This window comes from Christensenella sp. KGMB01412 (assembly GCF_055522415.1).
The window spans coordinates 270052-288731 of the sequence record NZ_JBVFVW010000002.1; the positions used below are offsets into that span (position 1 = coordinate 270052).

The 18680-nt window shown below is 49.6% G+C and carries 18 protein-coding genes; 17 read left to right on the forward strand and 1 reads right to left on the reverse strand.

What is annotated here, in order from left to right; translation table 11 throughout:
* Window positions 1-147: 147 nt before the first annotated feature.
* The 17 genes from ACS5WU_RS04330 to ACS5WU_RS04410 all read left to right on the forward strand — a co-directional run bounded on the left by ACS5WU_RS04330 (window position 148) and on the right by ACS5WU_RS04410 (window position 18319).
* Window positions 148-1140, forward strand: a complete 993-nt coding sequence (locus ACS5WU_RS04330; RefSeq protein ID WP_302761703.1) for an AraC family transcriptional regulator — start codon at window positions 148-150, stop codon at window positions 1138-1140.
* Between the two features lie 42 nt (window positions 1141-1182).
* Window positions 1183-2196: a carbohydrate kinase family protein gene (locus ACS5WU_RS04335; protein WP_302761705.1), complete on the forward strand. Its 1014-nt coding sequence runs from the start codon at window positions 1183-1185 to the stop codon at window positions 2194-2196.
* Between the two features lie 153 nt (window positions 2197-2349).
* Window positions 2350-3483 (forward strand): ROK family transcriptional regulator, encoded by a 1134-nt coding sequence (locus ACS5WU_RS04340; protein ID WP_302761707.1) that lies wholly within the window; start codon window positions 2350-2352, stop codon window positions 3481-3483.
* A 396-nt stretch (window positions 3484-3879) separates the two neighbouring features.
* A complete protein-coding gene (gene nagA / locus ACS5WU_RS04345; RefSeq protein WP_465088965.1) occupies window positions 3880-5073 on the forward strand; it encodes an N-acetylglucosamine-6-phosphate deacetylase in 1194 nt (397 codons plus the stop codon).
* Window positions 5073-6449, forward strand: coding sequence for a hypothetical protein (locus tag ACS5WU_RS04350; RefSeq protein WP_465088966.1), 1377 nt, complete (start codon window positions 5073-5075; stop codon window positions 6447-6449). The genes nagA and ACS5WU_RS04350 overlap by 1 nt, the downstream gene beginning before the upstream one ends.
* Window positions 6450-7508, forward strand: a complete 1059-nt coding sequence (locus tag ACS5WU_RS04355; RefSeq protein ID WP_302762165.1) for an aldose 1-epimerase family protein — start codon at window positions 6450-6452, stop codon at window positions 7506-7508.
* The gene (locus ACS5WU_RS04360; RefSeq protein ID WP_302762164.1) at window positions 7453-8274 is read left to right on the forward strand and encodes an aldose epimerase family protein; all 822 of its coding nucleotides are present in this window, start codon (window positions 7453-7455) and stop codon (window positions 8272-8274) included. Before ACS5WU_RS04355 ends, ACS5WU_RS04360 begins: the two co-directional genes overlap by 56 nt.
* Before the next feature lie 15 nt (window positions 8275-8289).
* Window positions 8290-9180: a sugar phosphate isomerase family gene (locus ACS5WU_RS04365; RefSeq protein ID WP_465088967.1), complete on the forward strand. Its 891-nt coding sequence runs from the start codon at window positions 8290-8292 to the stop codon at window positions 9178-9180.
* Complete coding sequence (locus ACS5WU_RS04370; RefSeq protein ID WP_320606864.1) at window positions 9177-10193, forward strand: carbohydrate kinase family protein; 1017 nt, start codon at window positions 9177-9179, stop codon at window positions 10191-10193. The genes ACS5WU_RS04365 and ACS5WU_RS04370 overlap by 4 nt, the downstream gene beginning before the upstream one ends.
* A complete protein-coding gene (locus tag ACS5WU_RS04375; protein WP_302762183.1) occupies window positions 10183-10488 on the forward strand; it encodes a hypothetical protein in 306 nt (101 codons plus the stop codon). The genes ACS5WU_RS04370 and ACS5WU_RS04375 overlap by 11 nt, the downstream gene beginning before the upstream one ends.
* Window positions 10489-10547: 59 nt before the next feature.
* Window positions 10548-11423 carry an NAD(P)-dependent oxidoreductase gene (locus tag ACS5WU_RS04380; protein WP_302762184.1) on the forward strand — a complete coding sequence of 292 codons (876 nt, stop codon included), beginning with the start codon at window positions 10548-10550 and terminating at the stop codon, window positions 11421-11423.
* 90 nt (window positions 11424-11513) lie between these two features.
* Window positions 11514-13025, forward strand: coding sequence for a sugar ABC transporter ATP-binding protein (locus tag ACS5WU_RS04385; RefSeq protein ID WP_302762185.1), 1512 nt, complete (start codon window positions 11514-11516; stop codon window positions 13023-13025).
* A complete protein-coding gene (locus ACS5WU_RS04390; protein WP_302762186.1) occupies window positions 13003-14001 on the forward strand; it encodes an ABC transporter permease in 999 nt (332 codons plus the stop codon). Before ACS5WU_RS04385 ends, ACS5WU_RS04390 begins: the two co-directional genes overlap by 23 nt.
* Window positions 14002-14096: 95 nt before the next feature.
* The gene (locus ACS5WU_RS04395; protein ID WP_465088968.1) at window positions 14097-15152 is read left to right on the forward strand and encodes a sugar ABC transporter substrate-binding protein; all 1056 of its coding nucleotides are present in this window, start codon (window positions 14097-14099) and stop codon (window positions 15150-15152) included.
* A 204-nt stretch (window positions 15153-15356) separates the two neighbouring features.
* On the forward strand, window positions 15357-16352 hold the full coding sequence (locus ACS5WU_RS04400) for a uroporphyrinogen decarboxylase family protein (protein ID WP_302762160.1): 996 nt from the start codon (window positions 15357-15359) through the stop codon (window positions 16350-16352).
* Complete coding sequence (locus ACS5WU_RS04405) at window positions 16349-17260, forward strand: ROK family protein (protein ID WP_302762161.1); 912 nt, start codon at window positions 16349-16351, stop codon at window positions 17258-17260. The genes ACS5WU_RS04400 and ACS5WU_RS04405 overlap by 4 nt, the downstream gene beginning before the upstream one ends.
* An 18-nt stretch (window positions 17261-17278) precedes the next feature.
* Window positions 17279-18319: an SIS domain-containing protein gene (locus ACS5WU_RS04410; RefSeq protein ID WP_302762162.1), complete on the forward strand. Its 1041-nt coding sequence runs from the start codon at window positions 17279-17281 to the stop codon at window positions 18317-18319.
* Window positions 18320-18390: 71 nt separating this feature from the next.
* Here ACS5WU_RS04410 and ACS5WU_RS04415 read toward each other — a convergent pair whose 3' ends face one another.
* Window positions 18391-18558, reverse strand: a complete 168-nt coding sequence (locus tag ACS5WU_RS04415) for a hypothetical protein (protein WP_302762163.1) — start codon at window positions 18556-18558, stop codon at window positions 18391-18393.
* Window positions 18559-18680 lie beyond the last annotated feature (122 nt).

Here is an 18680-nt window from a genome sequence, read left to right on the forward strand (position 1 = left end):
CCGCTGATATCGAAGCGTTTAACCGTAATTCTGTAAACAACTGAATAGGATAGATGGGAACACACTTTTTTTGCATAGCGTCCGTACCGGAATGCAAATTGCGTGCGGATGGTTTTATGCCTGGATTTTATTTGACGAGGGGATAAGATGGCCAATATAGTAAAAGATAAAAAATACGAATTGGTACAGCTCACGAGCGGCCTTGACGTTAAGGTGCACGTATCCCGCCTGATCAGCATGAACAAATCCAGATTTCACTGGCATAAGGAAATGGAGTTTCTGCTGGTTTTGGACGGCCCTGTGATCGTACATACAGAGGAAAAAAGCTTTACCCTGCAAACGGACGATATTTTTATCATCAATGCAAACGAGCTGCATTGCGTCCAGAAAACAAAAGCGGTCAACGAGGTTATGGTGATGCAAATACCAAGGAGCTTTTGTAAGGTATATTATCCGGAGATGCTTTCCTATAAGTTTTTGGATCGAAATATCGCGGCGGATGAAATGTCAAACCTGTATACCACGTTGTATGGGTTCCTGGTGCGGATCATGACGAGCCTTCACCACAAAAAAGAGGGATTTCGGCTGGAGGTGGTGGGGCTGTTAAACCTGCTGTTCCATACGCTGCTTACAAACACAAAATTTGAAAAAATCAGCGAGGAGAAAAGGCTTTCCAACGACAGGAACCTCAAACGCATCAACCGGATTATTACAACCATCCAGGAAAACTTTATTTATAAGCTTTCGCTCGCGGACCTTGCCGAACAGGAAGGGCTGGACATGTATTATTTGTCCCACTTTATCAAAAAATACCTGGGGCTTTCCTTCCAGCAATATGTCAACCGCCTGCGGCTTGATAAGGCTGTCGAGCTGCTTTTAAAAACGGATAAGAAGAAGATCGACATTTGTATGGAAAGCGGTTTTTCGGATTACAGGTACCTGTGCAAGGCGTTTTCTGAAGAGTATAAATGTACGCCCACGCAGTTTCGTGAGCGGTATCAGGGAGAGATCGGACCGCAAAACGATATTGATATGACAAACGATCAATATATCATCATGGGAGATGAAAAATCATTTGAGCGGTTTTTTGAATATTTGCAGGAAAAACAGCTATATCAGCAGGTGAAGCTATATTTATAGCAAGACCGGAATCGATTGAACAGAATAAGGAGAGAAACAAAGATGAGAAATGGAATTTGTGTTGCGGGAAATGCGATTTTGGATATTCTTTATCCGATTGAATGCTACCCTGGGAAAAGTGAGCTGACAACCATTACGGAGGGGATTACAAGGGCCACGGGCGGAGCGCTTTGCAATGTGGCGATGGATCTTGCAAGCCTTGATCCGTCGCTTGAGCTAAGCGTCGTAGGAATCATTGGCGACGACGCGGACGGGGACTTCATCGAGCAACAACTTGAGCAATATGAAAATATCTCGCTCTCAGGCCTGAAACGCGAGGGAAGGACTTCGTTTACAATCGTGATGTGTGAAAATACGACAAAGCACAGGACGTTCTTCCAATACCGCGGCGCAAACGCCCAGCTTTGTGAAGCGGACTTTGACTGGGAACAGATCGATGCAAAAATATTGCACATCGGATACATCCTGCTGCTTGACGCGCTCGATCAGGAAGACGCTCAATATGGGACCAAAATGGCGCGCTTGCTGCGCGAGGCAAAGCAGCATGGAATCAAAACATCCATCGATGTTGTCAGCGAGATGGGAAACCGTTTTGAAAAGCTGGTTCCGCCCTCGCTTAAATATACGGACTATTGCGTGATCAACGAGCTTGAGGCGCAGCAGGCAACGGGAGTTTTGCTGCGCGGCGACGATGGAATCCTGCAAAAGGAAAACATCAAAAGAGCGTTAGAAGAGCTTTTCCGTATGGGAGTTTCCACATGGGCGGTGATCCATGCGCCTGAAGGGGGATACGGAATGGATGAAAAGGGGAACTATGTGGAAAAGAGGAGCCTTAGCCTGCCGGATGGATATATCAAGGGGACAGTCGGCGCGGGGGATGCGTTTTGCTCGGGCGTGCTGATCGGTGCCTATCAGGAAAAACAACTTGAAGAAGCGATTGTGATGGGGATTGCTTCGGCGGCCTGTTCTCTGTCGCAGGAAGGTTCCACACAAGGAATGCGCAGCGTGGACGAAGCGTTTAAGCTCTATGAAGAACTGAACGGCGGTCAAAGTTGATCATGCTTCCATAGTGATCGCTATAAACTGATGCGGCAGTAACCGGCTGCAAAACAGCTGGTTACTGCCGTTCTTTTGTGATTGACAGGAAAGGAAGCGACATTATATAATAAATATTATTAAGTATTATTAAGAAAAGAGCTGTGATAAGGCATGAACAGGATCGGAACACCGGAAACCATCGGGGAATTGAATAAAAGGCTGATTTTAAACCATCTGCGCGGGGAAGGGAATATGTCGCGCGCCGATCTTTCAAGAAAGCTTGGGATGAGTTTTCCCGCGGTATCTTCCAATGTAAAGGCTTTGTTGGACGCCGGATATATCAGGGAAATCGGCGAGGGAAATAATTCCCTTGGCAGGAAATCGACGATGCTTTCCTTTAACGCGGACAGGGGTTATATCGTCGGCGTGGACGTTGGACGTTTCCGGTTGCGCGTTATGGTTGCAAACCTCCTTGGGGAAGTGATCGCAAGCGCGCACGATAAATCCCGTCCGCATGGGATGGTGGAAAATATTTGCAGGCTGGTACGTGAAGCTGTTCAGAAAAGTGGGAAGAAGCCGGAGCAAATGCTGTGCATCTGTGCAGGTATTCCCGGTATTATCAATCAAGGGGAAAGCTATCTTGCACCGTTTGTGGACAGCTTTTCGGAACAGGAGCTGAGGGACAGCCTGATGCGCTGCTATCCGCAGGCGGACCTGCTGCTTGAAAATTGCGTAAATCTTGGCGCGCTTGGAGAGCAATGGAAGGGTGCGGGTGCAAGCTATGGCAATATTGCTTATGTCAGCTATGGTATAGGCCTTGGCACGGCATTTATTATTGACGGCAAGCTTTATAAGGGAGCGAATGGCGCAGCCGGGGAAATTGGATTTATGCTAACAGATCCGCTGAATATGCGCAGTGGCTTTGATGAGATAGGCGCGCTCGAGGATACGCTTTCCAGCCAAAAGATCAATAAATGCCTGCAAAACGGGGATTTTAAGGAAGAGCTCGTAATGCTGATCAAAAAGTACGAGGAAGGCGAGATGTACGCCAAGCTGGTACTGGATGAGATCGCGCTGCACCTTGGCATGGCGCTCGTGAATATTTGCGCAGTGATGAACCCGGAGGCAATCATCATGTCAGGCGGGATCGGCGCAAACCTGGGCGGCCTGTTCCGCAGGAGGTGGGAGGAAATGCTCAGCAACCACGTGCCTTTTGCACCAAAGCTCATTTTTTCCCAAATGGACAATCACGAAACCATGATGGGCGCCATTGTGACGGGCATCAACCATGTCCATAACAAATAATTTGAAAAAATAAAATATTTTCTATTGACAAGCGGCATTTTCCGTGTAAAATACTAATTAAAGATTACTAATCAAATGTAACCGATACTGCGAATGAAAAGGTAGACATTATCATTCAATCGGAATTCAATAGAAAAATTCAGGTGATACGCCCATCAGGGCGTTTTTTTATGCCCATTTTCAGGGAAAGATAATGTCTGGTTTTTCAAGCGTCAAAAAAGAAACAGATCATACAAAAAAAGACAAAATCAGTGCAAAAAGAGACTCGGAACCACAGAAAAAGTAACGGCAAACCAATGACAAAATAAAATAAAAGTACGAATTTGCCTGAATTATGCAGGGATAGTGCGCTTGGTTTGATTTATTAGTAAAGATAATTAAGTAATGGAGGAAGCCATGAAAAAAGTATTGTGGAACGCAAAGGTAGTGCTGTTTGACAGCGTACTCTATGGCGGCGGCGTAGAGATCGAGGACAAGGTGATTGTAAAGGTGTTTCGTGGGGAGGATTACGATCATAGCGCGTCGGAAGTGATCGACTGCGCAGGGATGTTCCTGTCCCCGGGATTTATCGATATCCACCTGCACGGCGGGGGAGGCGCGGATGTGATGGACGGTACGGAGGAAGCGGTAAAAACCGTGATCAATGCCCATGCAAAGCACGGCACTACGGCGTTATTACCCTCTACGCTTTCAAGCACGCAGGAAAATATCATAACGGCGCTCCGCATGATTGAACAGGTGCAGAATGAGAGAACATCCGGTCCGAAAATTCTTGGGGCTCATTTGGAAGGGAACTTTTTTTCCATGAAGCAGAAGGGCGCGCAGGATCCGGCCTATATCATTCCTCCGGTCAGGAGAAATTATGAATCGATCGTCAACAGCGTTTCCAATATCAAAATGATATCCTGCGCGCCCGAATTGGAAAACGCTTACGAGTTTGCAAGGGAAATGACGAAGCGCGGGATTGTGATGTCCTGCGCACATTCAGACGCAACCTACGATGAATTCGAGAAGGGCGTGGAAAATGGATTTATGCATATCACGCACATCTACAACGGAAATTCGTGGATCAACAGTCCTTACTATTATTGCCAGATCGGCGCGTGCGAGGCGGCGCTGCTTTCAGGCAGCGTTGTGGTGGAGGCGATTGCCGACGGAAAGCATCTGCCAAAGGAGCTTTTGCGCCTGCTCTACCAGATCAAGGGCGCGGATCATATGAACATCTGCACGGACGCAATGTGCGCGGCGGATATGCCGCCCGGGGAATATAAACTGGGGGCGCTTCCGGTGGTCGTTGAAGACGGCGTAGCGGCGCTTATGGACAGGAGTTCGTTTGCGGGAAGCGTATGTACGAGTGATCGGGCGGTACGTACCATGTACCGGCTTGTGGGAGCGCCAATTCACGACGCCGTCAAAATGATGACGGCAACCCCTGCAAGGCTACTTGGTGTATTTGACAGGATAGGTTCTATTACTGAGGGAAAAGCGGCGGATATTAATGTGTTTGATGAAGAAATAAATATCAGGTATACGTTGATCGACGGGGAAGTATACAACGATTTCATGGACAGGAAACAAGGGAGGAAGTAATGAAAACAAAAGCAGGTTTTGTGGTATATGGGGTGCATAAGGACGGCCTTTGCGATCCCATGGGAAATTTATTTATCGATGAGGATGTGATCGGGCGCTGTAAACAGGCGCTGCGGGACAACGACATTGAGCTGGTGGAAAACGATTTGGTGGTTGCCACCAAAAAAGAAGCGGCGGAGGCAATTCTGCCGTTAGCAAAGGACGACAGCGTGGATTGCCTGGTCTTGTTTTCAGGGACTTGGGTATGGGCCTCACATATGGTGCCCGCAATCCGCGAATTTGCCAAAACGGGCAAGGGAATTGTGATCTGGACTTATCCGGGCTCGCAGGGTTGGCGCAGCGTTGGCGGGTTGGTATTGAAAGCAGGACTGCGGGAACTGGGGATCAAACACCGCTTTGTTTATGGAAAAGCTGAAGACGAAAAGGATTTGGAAAAGGTAGTCAGCTACTGCAAGGCGTCCGCGCTCAAAAACAGGATTAATATGACAACTTTGGGCGCGTTTGGCGGAAGGGGCATGGGGCAAACCTGTGGCGTCGCAGATCCGTCACAATGGATGAAAACCTTTGGCATCGATATCGATTCACGGGATACAACTGAGCTGATCGAAACTGCAAAAGCGGTAACGGCTAATGAAATCGCGGAGATTTACGGAAAAATGAAGCAAAAGTTCCGCAGCGAGCCGGAGCGGGGCGATATGGCAGAACGGTCTATCCGGCTGTATATTGCGCTTAAAAAGGTCATAGAAAGGAACGGATTCGATTATTATACGCTCCAGTCCTTCCCTGGGCTTGCGGACGACTACGTGGCAAGCTGTTTTGCACAGAGCATGATGCTTGACGACGGAATCCCGACCTCTACGCTTTCAGATTTCAATACGGCACTCACCAGTATTATGATTACCTACCTGAGCAAAGAGCGCACCTATTATGGTGATTTCCAGAATATCGACAAAGAAACGGGCGAGATCAAAATTATCGGTGACGGAGCGGTTCCGCCCTCGCTGGCGGACGCGCACGGAGCAGGCTTTGCCAAGCATGGTATACCTACCGAGGGAGAAGCGGGAGGACTTTCCGTAGAGCTTGTGTGCAAGGCGGGGAAGGGCGTGCTCGCCCGCATTTGCCGTGTGGACGGGGAATTTGTACTCGTAGTAGTACGCTGCCATGTAACGGTACCCGGGGAGGACAACTTGCAGCGCCGCCGCGAGGAAAGCGGTATTCCGTTCTGGCCGCATGCTTTTGTGACAGTGGACGGGGACATCGAAGCGCTGCTGCAGCATTGGGACAACGAATACGCCTGCCTCGGCTATGGAGAGGAACTGTATGAACAGCTGGTAGCCTTTGCGGATGTAATGGGAATCAAATGCGTGGCGCTGTAAATGGAACGGATGGAATTCAGTAAGATCGGTCATACGTTGCAAATTGCAGGAACGCGTCATTATACACTTGCAGGGGGCGCAGGAGACGGCGTTCGTGCGATCGACGTAAAGACGGGCGGAGGCCTTGAATATACGGTGCTGCCGGACAGGGGGCTCGATATTTCCCTGGCCTCCTTCCGCGGCGTGAACCTTACGTACCTGTCCCTTCAGGGGGAGATACATCCGGCATTTTACAGCTGCGAACGGGAGGAATGGCTGCGTACATTTTTTGGTGGTTTGCTCACGACCTGCGGGCCTGCAAGCTTTGGACCACCCTGCGAGGACGGCGGAACGGTCTTGGGGCTGCACGGAAGGCACAATGTAACACCGGCCGTGTACGTGTGCGACGATACGGATTTGGAAAAGGGTGAAATCCGTATCTCCGGCCGTATAGAACAATCGGTAATGTTTGGTGAAAAGCTCAGTATAAAGCGGACGATCCGTTCTGCGGTTATGGAAAACGTCGTCCGTATCAGGGACGAAATCAAAAATTGCGGCGGTTCCCCGACGCCATATACGCTGCTTTACCATATCAATTTTGGGTATCCCCTGCTCGATACGTGCGCACAGTCGTTTGTGAACAGTACGGACGTAAGCGGCTGCGACGAATATTCGGCTGCTGATATTGCTAACCTGCAGGTCTTTTCGGAGCCGGATGCCCATAACCGCGAAAAAAATTATACGCATACCTTTGAGAGGATTTCAAAGGGCTGCGCAGGAATTTACAATGAAAAGCTCGGCTGCGGCGTGTCGATTCGCTTTCCGGTGGATAAATTACCCTTCCTCACGCAATGGAAAATGGAAGGCGTACGCGATTACGTACTTGCGCTGGAACCAGGGAACGCACCGTGTGAAAGCCGTAAAAAGCTGAGGGAGAAGGGAAACCTCCCATTCCTCAGGACGGGGGAAAGCACAGTAAACGAGATCGAAATCGAAATAATAACAAAACAGGAGAGAGAAGAAAATGGGAACACTTACGATAAAAAGCAAGGAAAACCTGACGGCACAAATAGAGCCTGAATACGGCGGGATGATTACAAGGCTACAGCTTGACGGCAAGGATATTTTAAGGTTGGATGAAGGCGCGCTCATGACCGCGCCGATCAGTGCGGGTGGGATACCGATCCTGTTTCCATGTCCGAGCAAAACAAAGAACGATTGCTATACGCTGGACGGGAAAAAATACCATATGCCGCTGCATGGTTTTGTAAAAAATGCGGCATATGCCGTAAAAAGTGTTTCTGAAAACGAGGCAACCGTATGGACGGATGCGGGCTTCTCTACAAGGGAAACAGTCTATCCGTTTGATTTCAGGCTGGAGGTACAGTATCGCCTGGAAGGAAAAAAACTTTTTATTACGGCGGATATCACAAACCATTCGCGGGAAAGGATGCCGCATTACCTTGGGTGGCACCCATATTTCCTGGCGACGGATAAAAAGAAGCTGAGCTTTTGCCATTCCATGCAAAAGCATTACGATTATACCAACTGTGTGGACGAAAAGGCAATCTCGGACATCGACCTTTCCAAAAGCTGGGACGACGTTTTCCACCAGCCGGAGCAACCGGAATTCACGTTGCGCAACGAGGCGGACGGTTATAAGGTGCGCGTACTGCTTGATGATAACCACAGCGTGCTTGTGATTTGCTCCGTGTTGGAAAATTGTGTGTGCCTGGAGCCGTGGTGCGGGCTGCCGGATTCAATTAACAACGGACGGTATGTAAAATGGATCGGTCCCGGGGCGACGGAAGAATACCACTGGGCAATCGAAGTAGACCATATTTAAAGGAGAGACAGAGAAATGATCGACAGGAAAGAGCTATACGAGTGGTGCAGCATTCCGGCGGAGGAGCTTGCAAGCCGCAAAACAAAAACGCCCTTTCGCATGGTGGAAGATTCCAAAGAAATGGGCGAACTCATGGCGCGGGAGCTTGCGGATGAGATAAAAGCCGCCAACCGTGCGGGGCGCGAGCTGCGGGCGATCATCCCCTGCGGGCCGAACTGTTGGTATGAGCCTTTTGCGCGCGTCGTGAACGAGGAAAACATACCGCTGGAAAACCTGGTGGTGTTCCATATGGACGAGTGCCTAGACTGGCAGGGGAATCTGCTTGCCAAAAACGATCCGTATAATTTCCGTACCTTCATGGAAAAAAATTTTTACAGCCCAATCAAAAAGGAGCTTTCCGTCCCGCCAAAAAACCGTTTTTTCCTTGAGCCGAAGACTATGTTCGAGGTGGCGGACCGGATCGTGGAAAAGCCGGTCGATATTACGATCGGTGGCTGGGGACAAGACGGGCATATTGCCTATAACCAGACGCGCCGGCATCCCTTCTCCAAAATCACGGTGGAAGAACTCCGCAGGTCGGGTATCCGTATTCAGGACAACAACCTCGACACGATTATCACCCTTGGGCAGAGGAGCTTTGGCGCGGCATACCAATTTGTACCGCCCATGTCGATCACTTTGGGAGTTGAGCAATGCCTGTCGGCGAAAAAAGTACGCGTTTTCAGCGATACGGGCTCATGGAAGCAAACGGCGCTGCGCGTGGCCCTGTTTTCAGAGGTGGACGCCGAATATCCGCTTACGTTTCTGCAAAACCACCCGGACGCAATTATTACTGCAACCAGGGATACCGCGTGCCATCCGATCAGCGAACATCCTGAGTGGGAATTTTTGGGAGTCAATGTATGAAAGGAAGATTCGCGCAGGTGGTGGGTACGGGCGGAATTGGCGCAGGCGTCCTATTCGAGTTGGAGGGAAACGGGACGTTGCGGAGGGGAGAATCCCGACCGGCTGCCCTGAGCGATGCGCGCGATTATTGCAAGCAGCATATCATTTTACATTACGTGGCAAAGGTATTGGCCGGGGATACGCAGGTATACGCGATTGGAAAAATTGGGGATGACACGAACGGCGGCAGGTTGGTACGGGAAATGCGGGAAGCCGGTATCGGTACGGAATTTGTACAGCAGGCAAAAAGCGGCGTTACCATGTATAGTGTGTGCCTGCAATATCCTGATAAAAGCGTGTGTAATATCACTACGTCGAATAGTGCAAGCGGAGCGGTAGACGCGGACTATGTGCGCTCCTGCGTCGGGCGCCTCAAAACGCCGCCCGGGAAGGAGACGCTTGTTCTGGCGGTGCCGGAAGTACCGCTTGCGGCGCGGATCGCATTGCTTGAGGCCGGCAGGGAAAAAGGTGCGTATTGCGTTGCGTCGTTCGTATGCGCAGAGGCACAGGAGTTTTTGACAGGCGGAGGTTTTGACGCAAGCGACCTGCTGGTGATCAACGAAGAGGAAGCCGGTGCGGTTCTTGGTTCAAAGGAAAGGGACTGCGGCAGGCTGGCGCAACAGATGATGCAATTCCTGTCCGGGCGGGAAAACATGCCACACGTGGCGATGACCTGCGGGGAAAAAGGAAGTTATTCAATTTCAAGGACGTCAGCGGACTTCCTGCCCGGACACAGGATGAAGGCTGTCAGCACCGCAGGAGCGGGGGACGCGTATACGGCGGGGACGATCTGCGGCCTGCATTTCGGGCTGCCGCTCGGCCAGAAAGACGGGAATGCCCCCTGTGCGCAGGAAATGGGCGCGGCGTTTGCACAGCAGGCAGTTTTATGCCGCCATACGATAGATCCGTCCATCGACAGGCAGTTTGTTCGACAATTTTTACAGGAAAGGGCGGCGGTTACAGATGGCATATAAATTGGTATTTGTCCAAAGGTACGACAGGAAGGATCAGGAACGTTTTGTCAGGCTGGAACAAAAATTCATCGAGCTTGAACGGCGTGCAAAGAATCTTGCTCCCGCAAGGCGTTTTCAGCCGGTGCTGGGCAGGGAACCAACCAATACGCTTTTCTGGGAGGCAGAGGTGGATTCGATGTCAGCGGCAGTCGCGCTCATGGAAGCTATCGAAGACAATAAAGAGCACAGCGAACTCCTTGAAGAGCAGGTCGGCTACATGAAGGATTATTATGTGGAGATCATGAAGGAGCTTTAAACGAAAAACAAGCCCGTGGACCTATGCACGAGGCTAAAAAAGAAACGGAGGAATAAAGGATGAGAAAAGTTGGTTTTATTGGATTGGGCAATATGGGGAAAGGTATCTGCAAAAATATTATTGAGGCAGGCAACAAAGTGACGGTATTTGACGCCAACAGGGAAGCAATGCAGCGCTTTGAGGGCAAAGCGGTATTGGCTGACGATGTGATGCAGGTGTTTCACGCGAGTGATGTAATTTTCCTGTCGCTTCCCAATTCAAATATTGTGGAAAATATCATGGAGCAGTTTTTTGCAGAAGGCGTAAAGGGAAAGGTCATTGTGGATACCTCTACAAGCTATCCGATGTCCACCAAAAAATTAGCGAAACGGATGAAGGAAGAGGGCGGAACGCTTGTGGATGCACCGCTTATGGCAGGGCCAGACGAAGCAGAAGCGGGAGAGCTTGAGATCGTGGTAGGAGGGGATAAGGCTGATTTTGAAAGCCTGAGTGACCTCTTTGGCGCATATTGTAAAAAGTATAGCTATGTCGGCGAAAGCGGCAGCGGACACCTCGCAAAGCTGGCAATCAATTTTTGCAGCCTTTCGGAAGCGCTTATTTTTGCACAGGTATTTCCGGTAATGGCAAAGCTGGGCATGAAGCAGGAGGATTTGTTTCAAATCTTAAACTGCGAAGCGCTCGCCAACTGGGTATTCGATTTCTACAGCAAAAAGTATGTAAATAAAAATTACCGGCTCGATTTTGCTTTGGCGCTGGGCCTGAAAGACCTTTCCTACATGAAACGGCTGTATGAAGAGCTCAATATCCCCGGATTCATTCTCGATGGAGCGCTCGATCTGTGCCGTGTTTCCCTGCAGGAACAAAAAGAAGGCGAGGTGCTCGATTTCAGTTATCCCTGCCAGACGATGTACGAATATGTCGGACTTGATAAGTAGGCCATGCGAAATAGAAGGCGCTTTCCCTGCGGGCTTTTGCCTGCGGGGAGAAGGGCGCCAAAGTACGCTTGAAGGGAATGGAATCTTACAATGGTGAACGAAAATATTTTGGAGTTAAAAGGGATCACAAAGCTGTATCCCGGCGTAAAAGCGCTCGATAACGTAAGCCTTTCTTTCCGGCGGGGAGAGGTCCACGCGCTTGTGGGGGAAAACGGCGCGGGAAAATCGACGCTGATCAAAACGATTTCCGGAGCGATCGAGCCGAGCGCGGGAACGATAACAGTGGAAGGAAAAACGTTTGAAGGACTAACACCTACACTGTCGCGTGAAAACGGGATTGCGGTGGTATATCAGGAATTTACCCTGGTACCGGTGCTTTCCGCCGCAGAAAACATCTTTCTTGGGGAATTTATCCGCAAGGGATGGATATGCAACAGGAAAGCGATGAACGAAAAGGCGGCCGAGCTTTTTAAAATGCTGAAAATAAAGCTTGAGCCGGAGGTAAAAGTAGAAGACCTGACAACTGGTTACCAACAGATCGTAGAAATCGCCAAAGCGGTCGCGAAGGATGCAAAAATACTCATCATGGACGAACCCTCCGCGCCGCTCACCACAAACGAGGTGGAAGCAATGTTCGGCATTGTGGATACCCTGAAGGAGCAGGGCGTTACGGTCATTTATATTTCGCACAGGCTGGAAGAAATTTTTCGCGTGGCAGACAGGGTGTCTGTTCTGCGCGACGGGGCCTATATCGCCACGAAGGATATTGGAGATACCAACAAAGACGACCTCATCAGCCTTATGGTGGGCAGGACGCTGAAGGAAACTTATCCGGAGCGCGATGCACTCACGGACGAGGTGGTGCTGTCGGTGAGAAATCTCAGCGGCAACGGAGTGAAGGATATTTCCTTTGACCTCAAAAAAGGGGAAATCCTTGGATTCGGCGGCCTTGTGGGCGCAGGACGAACAGAGCTTGCGGCGCTCCTGTTTGGCAATGCGAAGATTACAGGCGGGGAAATGCTTTTGAAAGACAAAAAGATTAGCCCCAAAACCCCGGAAGGAGCGATCGCATCGGGAATATCACTGGTGCCGGAGGACCGGAAAAACCAGGGCTTGATCCTTGATATGACCATTAAGGAGAATATCACGGCGGCTTCCATGAAAAGACTATCCAAAAAAGGCTTTGTCAACAAAAAGGCGGAGGAGGATTTCACCACCGAATATGTCAGGAGCCTGAACATCAAAACGCCGGGCATTCACCAAAAAGTGAAAAACCTTTCCGGCGGCAACCAGCAAAAGGTGGTTCTGGGAAAATGGATGGGGACGGATCCTGATATCCTGATTTTTGACGAGCCGACGCGCGGAATCGACGTAGGCGCGAAGCAGGAGATTTATAAGCTTATGGTGGACATCACAAGGAAAGGGAAATCGATCATCATGATCTCCTCGGATATGGAAGAACTTTTGGGGATGTCCGACCGCATGGTGATCCTGAGCAAGGGAAGGATGTCGGCAATTCTTGACAAAGACGAATTTACGCAGGAAAAGGTATTGAAATACGCGGCGGAGGGCGAAGACGATGGAACAATCAAAGAGGCATAAATTTGGAAAAAAGCTGGGTGGTTACGGGATATTCTTGGTATTTGTTGCTATGTTTATCCTGTTTAGCTTCATTGCCCCCAATTTTTTACAGCTGAACAATATTTTTAATGTGGCAAGGCAGGTGTGTACGCTTGGGATTTGCGCAGTAGGCATGACGATTATTATGATTACCGGCGGCATAGACCTTTCGCTCGGTTACCAGATTTCGCTCACCAACGTTGTATGCGCATGGCTGATGGTAACAGGCGGACTGAACCCGGTGGCGGCTGTCATCATCGCGATTCTGATGAACACGGGGATCGGCATCATGAACGGCCTGATTATCGTAAAATCACACGTAGCGCCCCTTATCGTTACACTGGCGGTGCTCAATATCCTCAACGGACTGAGCTTTATGGTTTCAAAGGGCCTGCCCATCTTCGGATTTCCGGCAAGCTTTGCTGTCGCAGGACAAGGGAGTATCGGAGGATTCCCCATTTCGCTCATCGTGATGATCGCTATTTTTGTGGTGGGCGCGGTCATACTGACCAAGACTTATTTTGGGCGATATTTTTATGCGATCGGCAGTAACGAGGAAGCGGCGAAGCTTTCCGGTATCAATACGGCAAAGCTCAAAATACTGGCGTACGGCCTTGGCGGTTTCCTGACTTCAATCGGCGCACTGCTGATGTTGTCGCGTACCAATTCAGGATTATCCTCAAACGGCGCGGGATTCGAATTCAATGTCATTACAGCGTGCGTACTGGGCGGCGTAAGCGCAGCGGGAGGTAAGGGAACGATATTCGGCGCGCTTGTGGGTGTGCTGATCGTAGGCTTTCTGGAAAACGGGTTGCTGTTGATGAATGTCAGCGAGTATACACAGCTCGTGATTAAGGGAGTTTTGATGCTTGTAGCTGTGGTTTACGACACGCTGGCGCGTGAAAAAAATGAAAAGATCAAAAAAATCAAGGCGATTAACGTTAATAACGAGGCATAAAGCAATCCTTGCCGGGAAAGGGGGAGACGCCCGCGTATAAAAAAGGAAGCTACTGAAACAAAAATCCAAATAATAAAAGTAATGGAGGAAGAAAAATGAAAAAAATAATTGCGATCGTTATTTGTGTGGTAATGCTCTTTGCATTCACAGCCTGCACAGGAGGGGAAACAACGCCTTCCACTTCTTCGGCACCGGAGCAAAGCACCGCGGCGGCACAGAGCGAACAGTCTGCATCCTCACAGTCTTCCGGCGCTCCGGCGGCGGATAAAACCTATAAGGTAGGATTTGCATTCTACAACCTGTCAAACCCCGTATGGGCTGAGCTTGTAGAAGAGGCGCAGACCTATGGCAAGGAAAAGGGACTTGAGGTAACCTATGTGGATGCGGGTGAGGATTCCGCGACACAGATTTCCCAGATCGAAAATTTCATCCAAAGCGGCATGGACGCAATCTGTATCCTGGCTGTGGACGTTGAAGCCGTGGAACCGGTAGCGAAAAAGGCAATGGACGCAGGAATCAAGGTCATCGACTACTCTAGGGGACTCAAAAATGCGGATACTTGCCTGAACCTTGATCCGGAAGCGACCGGACAGGCACTCGCGCAGCTTGCGACAAACTGGATCAAAGAGAATATTGGCGAAGATAAAGCGGTTAAATGGGGCTTCCTTGATATCCCTACGGTTGAGGTAGGTGTACAGGAAGGAAAAGCAGTAGAGGAAGAGATGAAAAAACTCCTGCCGGATTCTGAGCTCGTTGCAAACGCATCGACGCTGACTGTAGAGGAAGGCATGAAGAATACAGAAAGCATCATGCAGGCAAATCCTGACCTGCGCGTGATCCTGAGCCTGTCGGCCGGCGGTGGCGTTGGTGGGAACAACGCGGTAAAAGCGGCGATCGGCGAGGACCAGTATAAGGATTATGCGGTATTCTCCATCGACGCGACTGAGCAGGAAGTGCTCAATATCATCAATGGAGACCCGCAGAAAGGCTCGATCAGTCTGGGGAGCGGCGCCGTACATGGCAGGACGCTCATCGATTATGCGGTAAAGCTTTTGAACGGGGAACCGGTCGAAAAGATGAATTACCTGCCAATCGTGGAAGTAACGCCTGAAAACGCACAGAGCTACTATGACGAGACGTTCAAAAAGTAAATAAAACACTGCGGGAATGCCCTGTATGGCATTCCCGCAAAATTCTACGGTTTTGAGAGGATGCAATGAACAGGGACGGATATTTAAAAACGATACGCAGGGAGCAAAACGGGCCGGTGCCATATTTTTTTTTGCTTTTGTAACGCACTGGTAGAAAAATTTAAACGCAAATACGGCGACGTTGACTATCATGAGGCCTTTCGGATGCCTGTCAGGGAAATTTTCCTGAGACCGACCAAGCTCGATCCAAGAGAGGTTTTCCGGGATTATCTGGAAGGGCGGGAAGTAAAGGGAATTGTGACGGAATGGGGGATTGAGCTCGAAAAAAGCTCGGTAGAACATTTCTCCCATATGATCGGGCCGCTGAAGGACAGCGAAAAAATCGAAGATATTCTGGAATTGCCTCTACCCGATTTTCTGGAGGACTACCGCTGGGAAGGCGTACGCGAGCAGGTCGCGCGTGCAAAAGAAAACGGATTGATCACGATGCCGGGCATCTACGGTGGAAATGATACGGGAACGAGGGAACCGACAGTAGCGGCATTTATGGATGTTTTTGAAGCGTCTTGGTATTTGCGCGGCCTGGATTCCATGCTGATGGATTTTTATGTCAATGAGGAATTTGCACAGGCATTGCTTGATAAAATGACAGATTTCAAGGTGGAGCTCGCAAAAAAATGGGCGCAGGCAGGCGTGGATATCCTGACGACAGGCGACGATGTAGGGACACAGACAGGACTCATGATGAGCAGGGATATGTACTGTAAATGGCTGAAACCACGTCTTGCAAAGGTAATTTTCGCCGCAAAGGAAGTGAATCCGGACATTCTTGTTTTTTATCATTCGGATGGAAATGTGGAAGAAATCATTCCTGATTTGATCGAGGCCGGAGTAGAGATACTCAACCCAATTCAGCCGGAGTGTATGGATCCTGAAAGGATTATAACCCGGTATGGAGAAAAACTCTCATTTTGGGGAACGGTCGGCACGCAGCAGACGATGCCGTTTGGCAACGCAAACGAAGTAAAAGCAGCCTGTAAAAAAGTACTTTCACTTACAAAAGACCGTGGGGGACTGGTACTTGCCCCTACTCATTTATTGGAGCCGGAGGTCCCGCTTGAAAATGTGGAGGCGTTTTTGGAGGCGCTTGCTGAACATAACAAAGCATGGGAAACAGGTAATATGGGAGAAGAGAAATGAATGTTTTGGCAATCGACGGTGGAGTCACGAAAACGGCTGCGGCAATCGCAGACCGCACAGGGGCGCTCACCGCAAAAAAACGATGGGCAACCGGAGCATACAAACGGGAAAACATTCTGAATCTATTTGAAACGATCATAAACGAGTATAAGGAACAGTATGACATTTGTGCTGTAGGGATTTCGACAAATGGTTCGGTCGACGACGAAAACGGCGTGGTTGTTTATGCCGACGACGTTTCAAAGGAATGGACAGGCGTACAGCTCGCGCAGGAGATACAAAAGCGATGCGGCCTCGTATGTGTGGTTCAAAACGATGGGCGGGCGGCAGTTCTTGGAGAAGGCCTTTCAGGCGCAGCAAAAGGCTGCAGTGACTATTTTGGGATATTCCTTGGGACAGGGACGGTTGGCGGCTATGTTTCAGGTGGACGGCTGATGCACGGAGCAAACTTTGGTTTTGGGGAAGTGGCGCACATGGTGCTTCATCCGAACGGAAGAAAATGCAAATGCGGCCAAAACGGCTGTGTGGAACGGTATTGCTCGGGTACGGCGCTTTACGACCTGTATAACGAAAGGACGGGAAGGAAGCTTGCATCGGGATATGAATTCTTTGATTGTCTTCGAGCGGGGGACAAGGACGCGCAAAGGGTGATTGAGCAATTCAAGACAGATTTGGCGCTTACGGCGGTTTCCGTGGTGAACCTGCTGGATCCGGGGCTCATCGTGGTCGGCGGCGGGCTGGTAGACACGCGCGAGTACTGGTGGAAGGACTTTGTCAGGGAATACCAAAGGCTGTGCTCGGCACATTTGAGGAACGTGGAAATTGTGCCTGCAAAGCTGGGAAACGATGCGGCGCTCATTGGCATGGCGCATATGGCCGGCAGGCTGTGCAGTGTGCGGAAAAAATAATTTTAGGAGAAAAAGAGAATGAGTTATACATATTCTGAAATAAAAACACAATACGGTGCGATCGAAAAAACGTTGGACAGGGTTTTGGAGCAGAAATCACAGATACTGGAAATTATGGAACAGTCAAAGGCAAAAAGGCTTCTTTTTATCGGCTGTGGTTCGAGCTATGAAATATCGGTATCGGCACAATATACGGCCAACCTTGGCGGACTACCTGCGTTTGCGCTCGCCGCGGGAGATCTGATGCTGCATTCGGAGGATTACAAAAAAGTGATCGGAGATTCATTGGTAGTCGTAGTCACGAGGTCCGGCGAAACGCATGAGATATTGAATGCCGTAAAAATATTACGCGAAAGCTATGGCAGGAAAGTGCTGTCCGTGATCGCGCGGGAAAACAGTGCGCTGCAGAAAATGTCGGACATGAGTGTATTGATCCCGTGGGCATATGATGAAAGCGTATGCCAGACGCGCACGGTGTCCAATCTATACATTGCTTCCGTTTTAATTTGCGCGGCGCTTACCGGCAATGAGCAGATGTTTTCCGGTGTGAGGGAGCTCGCGGCGCAAGGCGATACCTATCTTGGGAAAATAGAACCCGAGCTTCAGGATGCTGCAAAGCTTGACTGGAATCAGACCTATGTATTGGGAGACGGGGAAATCTGCGGCATATTGCGGGAAGGGGCGCTTGCGTTTACTGAAATTGCCCGTATCAGCGGCAAATACTACCATGTGCTGGACGTGCGGCACGGGCCCATGGTATTGATAAACGAGCAATCACTGGTGATTGTCGTACTGCGTAAGGACGGCTATGATTTTTACAGGGAGCTGGTGAAAGACCTGATCAATAAGAAGGCAAAGGTAATCACCTTTACCTATGAAGATTGCCCGAATATAGAAGGCGTACAGCTTGCGCTTTCTTATTATGGTAATCCGGGAACCGCAACGGCGGGAATACCCGCCCTTAATATGATACAACTAATTTCCTATTATAAAGCGCTCGAAACTGGTTTTGATCCGGATCATCCGGAAGGGCTTGACGCATATATCAAGCTTGGTTAGCTGTTATAAAGCTGGAAAAGGGAGGCACGAAGTGCAACGGAAAGAGGATGCAGAAACGGCGTGGCACAAAGCTACGTCGTTTCTTTGTCTAGTCTCTCTACCACAATAGGCTTAAAGTGTTCCAATGCGACAATATCCTCATAAGGATATAGCTCACAGAATATTTTGTCAATGCTTTTGTCCGGCGTCTCCATAAGCACCTCGTTGTTCACAGGGGCGTTGAGAATGGCAAACGTCAATTCATCGATTTCAGAATACCACTTGTGCTCGGAGATAAATTCTTCAACCTGTGTAGCCTGTTGTTCCAGCTGATTAATCTCTTTTCCAGCCTTACAATCATATACTCAGTTTTTTCGATTCT

Coding starts and splice junctions, on each gene's coding strand:
- ACS5WU_RS04330 (WP_302761703.1), top strand. CDS start 148: ATGGCCAATATAGTAAAAGATAAAAAATACGAATTGGTACAGCTCACG.
- ACS5WU_RS04335 (WP_302761705.1), top strand. CDS start 1,183: ATGAGAAATGGAATTTGTGTTGCGGGAAATGCGATTTTGGATATTCTT.
- ACS5WU_RS04340 (WP_302761707.1), top strand. CDS start 2,350: ATGAACAGGATCGGAACACCGGAAACCATCGGGGAATTGAATAAAAGG.
- nagA (WP_465088965.1), top strand. CDS start 3,880: ATGAAAAAAGTATTGTGGAACGCAAAGGTAGTGCTGTTTGACAGCGTA.
- ACS5WU_RS04350 (WP_465088966.1), top strand. CDS start 5,073: ATGAAAACAAAAGCAGGTTTTGTGGTATATGGGGTGCATAAGGACGGC.
- ACS5WU_RS04355 (WP_302762165.1), top strand. CDS start 6,450: ATGGAACGGATGGAATTCAGTAAGATCGGTCATACGTTGCAAATTGCA.
- ACS5WU_RS04360 (WP_302762164.1), top strand. CDS start 7,453: ATGGGAACACTTACGATAAAAAGCAAGGAAAACCTGACGGCACAAATA.
- ACS5WU_RS04365 (WP_465088967.1), top strand. CDS start 8,290: ATGATCGACAGGAAAGAGCTATACGAGTGGTGCAGCATTCCGGCGGAG.
- ACS5WU_RS04370 (WP_320606864.1), top strand. CDS start 9,177: ATGAAAGGAAGATTCGCGCAGGTGGTGGGTACGGGCGGAATTGGCGCA.
- ACS5WU_RS04375 (WP_302762183.1), top strand. CDS start 10,183: ATGGCATATAAATTGGTATTTGTCCAAAGGTACGACAGGAAGGATCAG.
- ACS5WU_RS04380 (WP_302762184.1), top strand. CDS start 10,548: ATGAGAAAAGTTGGTTTTATTGGATTGGGCAATATGGGGAAAGGTATC.
- ACS5WU_RS04385 (WP_302762185.1), top strand. CDS start 11,514: ATGGTGAACGAAAATATTTTGGAGTTAAAAGGGATCACAAAGCTGTAT.
- ACS5WU_RS04390 (WP_302762186.1), top strand. CDS start 13,003: ATGGAACAATCAAAGAGGCATAAATTTGGAAAAAAGCTGGGTGGTTAC.
- ACS5WU_RS04395 (WP_465088968.1), top strand. CDS start 14,097: ATGAAAAAAATAATTGCGATCGTTATTTGTGTGGTAATGCTCTTTGCA.
- ACS5WU_RS04400 (WP_302762160.1), top strand. CDS start 15,357: ATGCCTGTCAGGGAAATTTTCCTGAGACCGACCAAGCTCGATCCAAGA.
- ACS5WU_RS04405 (WP_302762161.1), top strand. CDS start 16,349: ATGAATGTTTTGGCAATCGACGGTGGAGTCACGAAAACGGCTGCGGCA.
- ACS5WU_RS04410 (WP_302762162.1), top strand. CDS start 17,279: ATGAGTTATACATATTCTGAAATAAAAACACAATACGGTGCGATCGAA.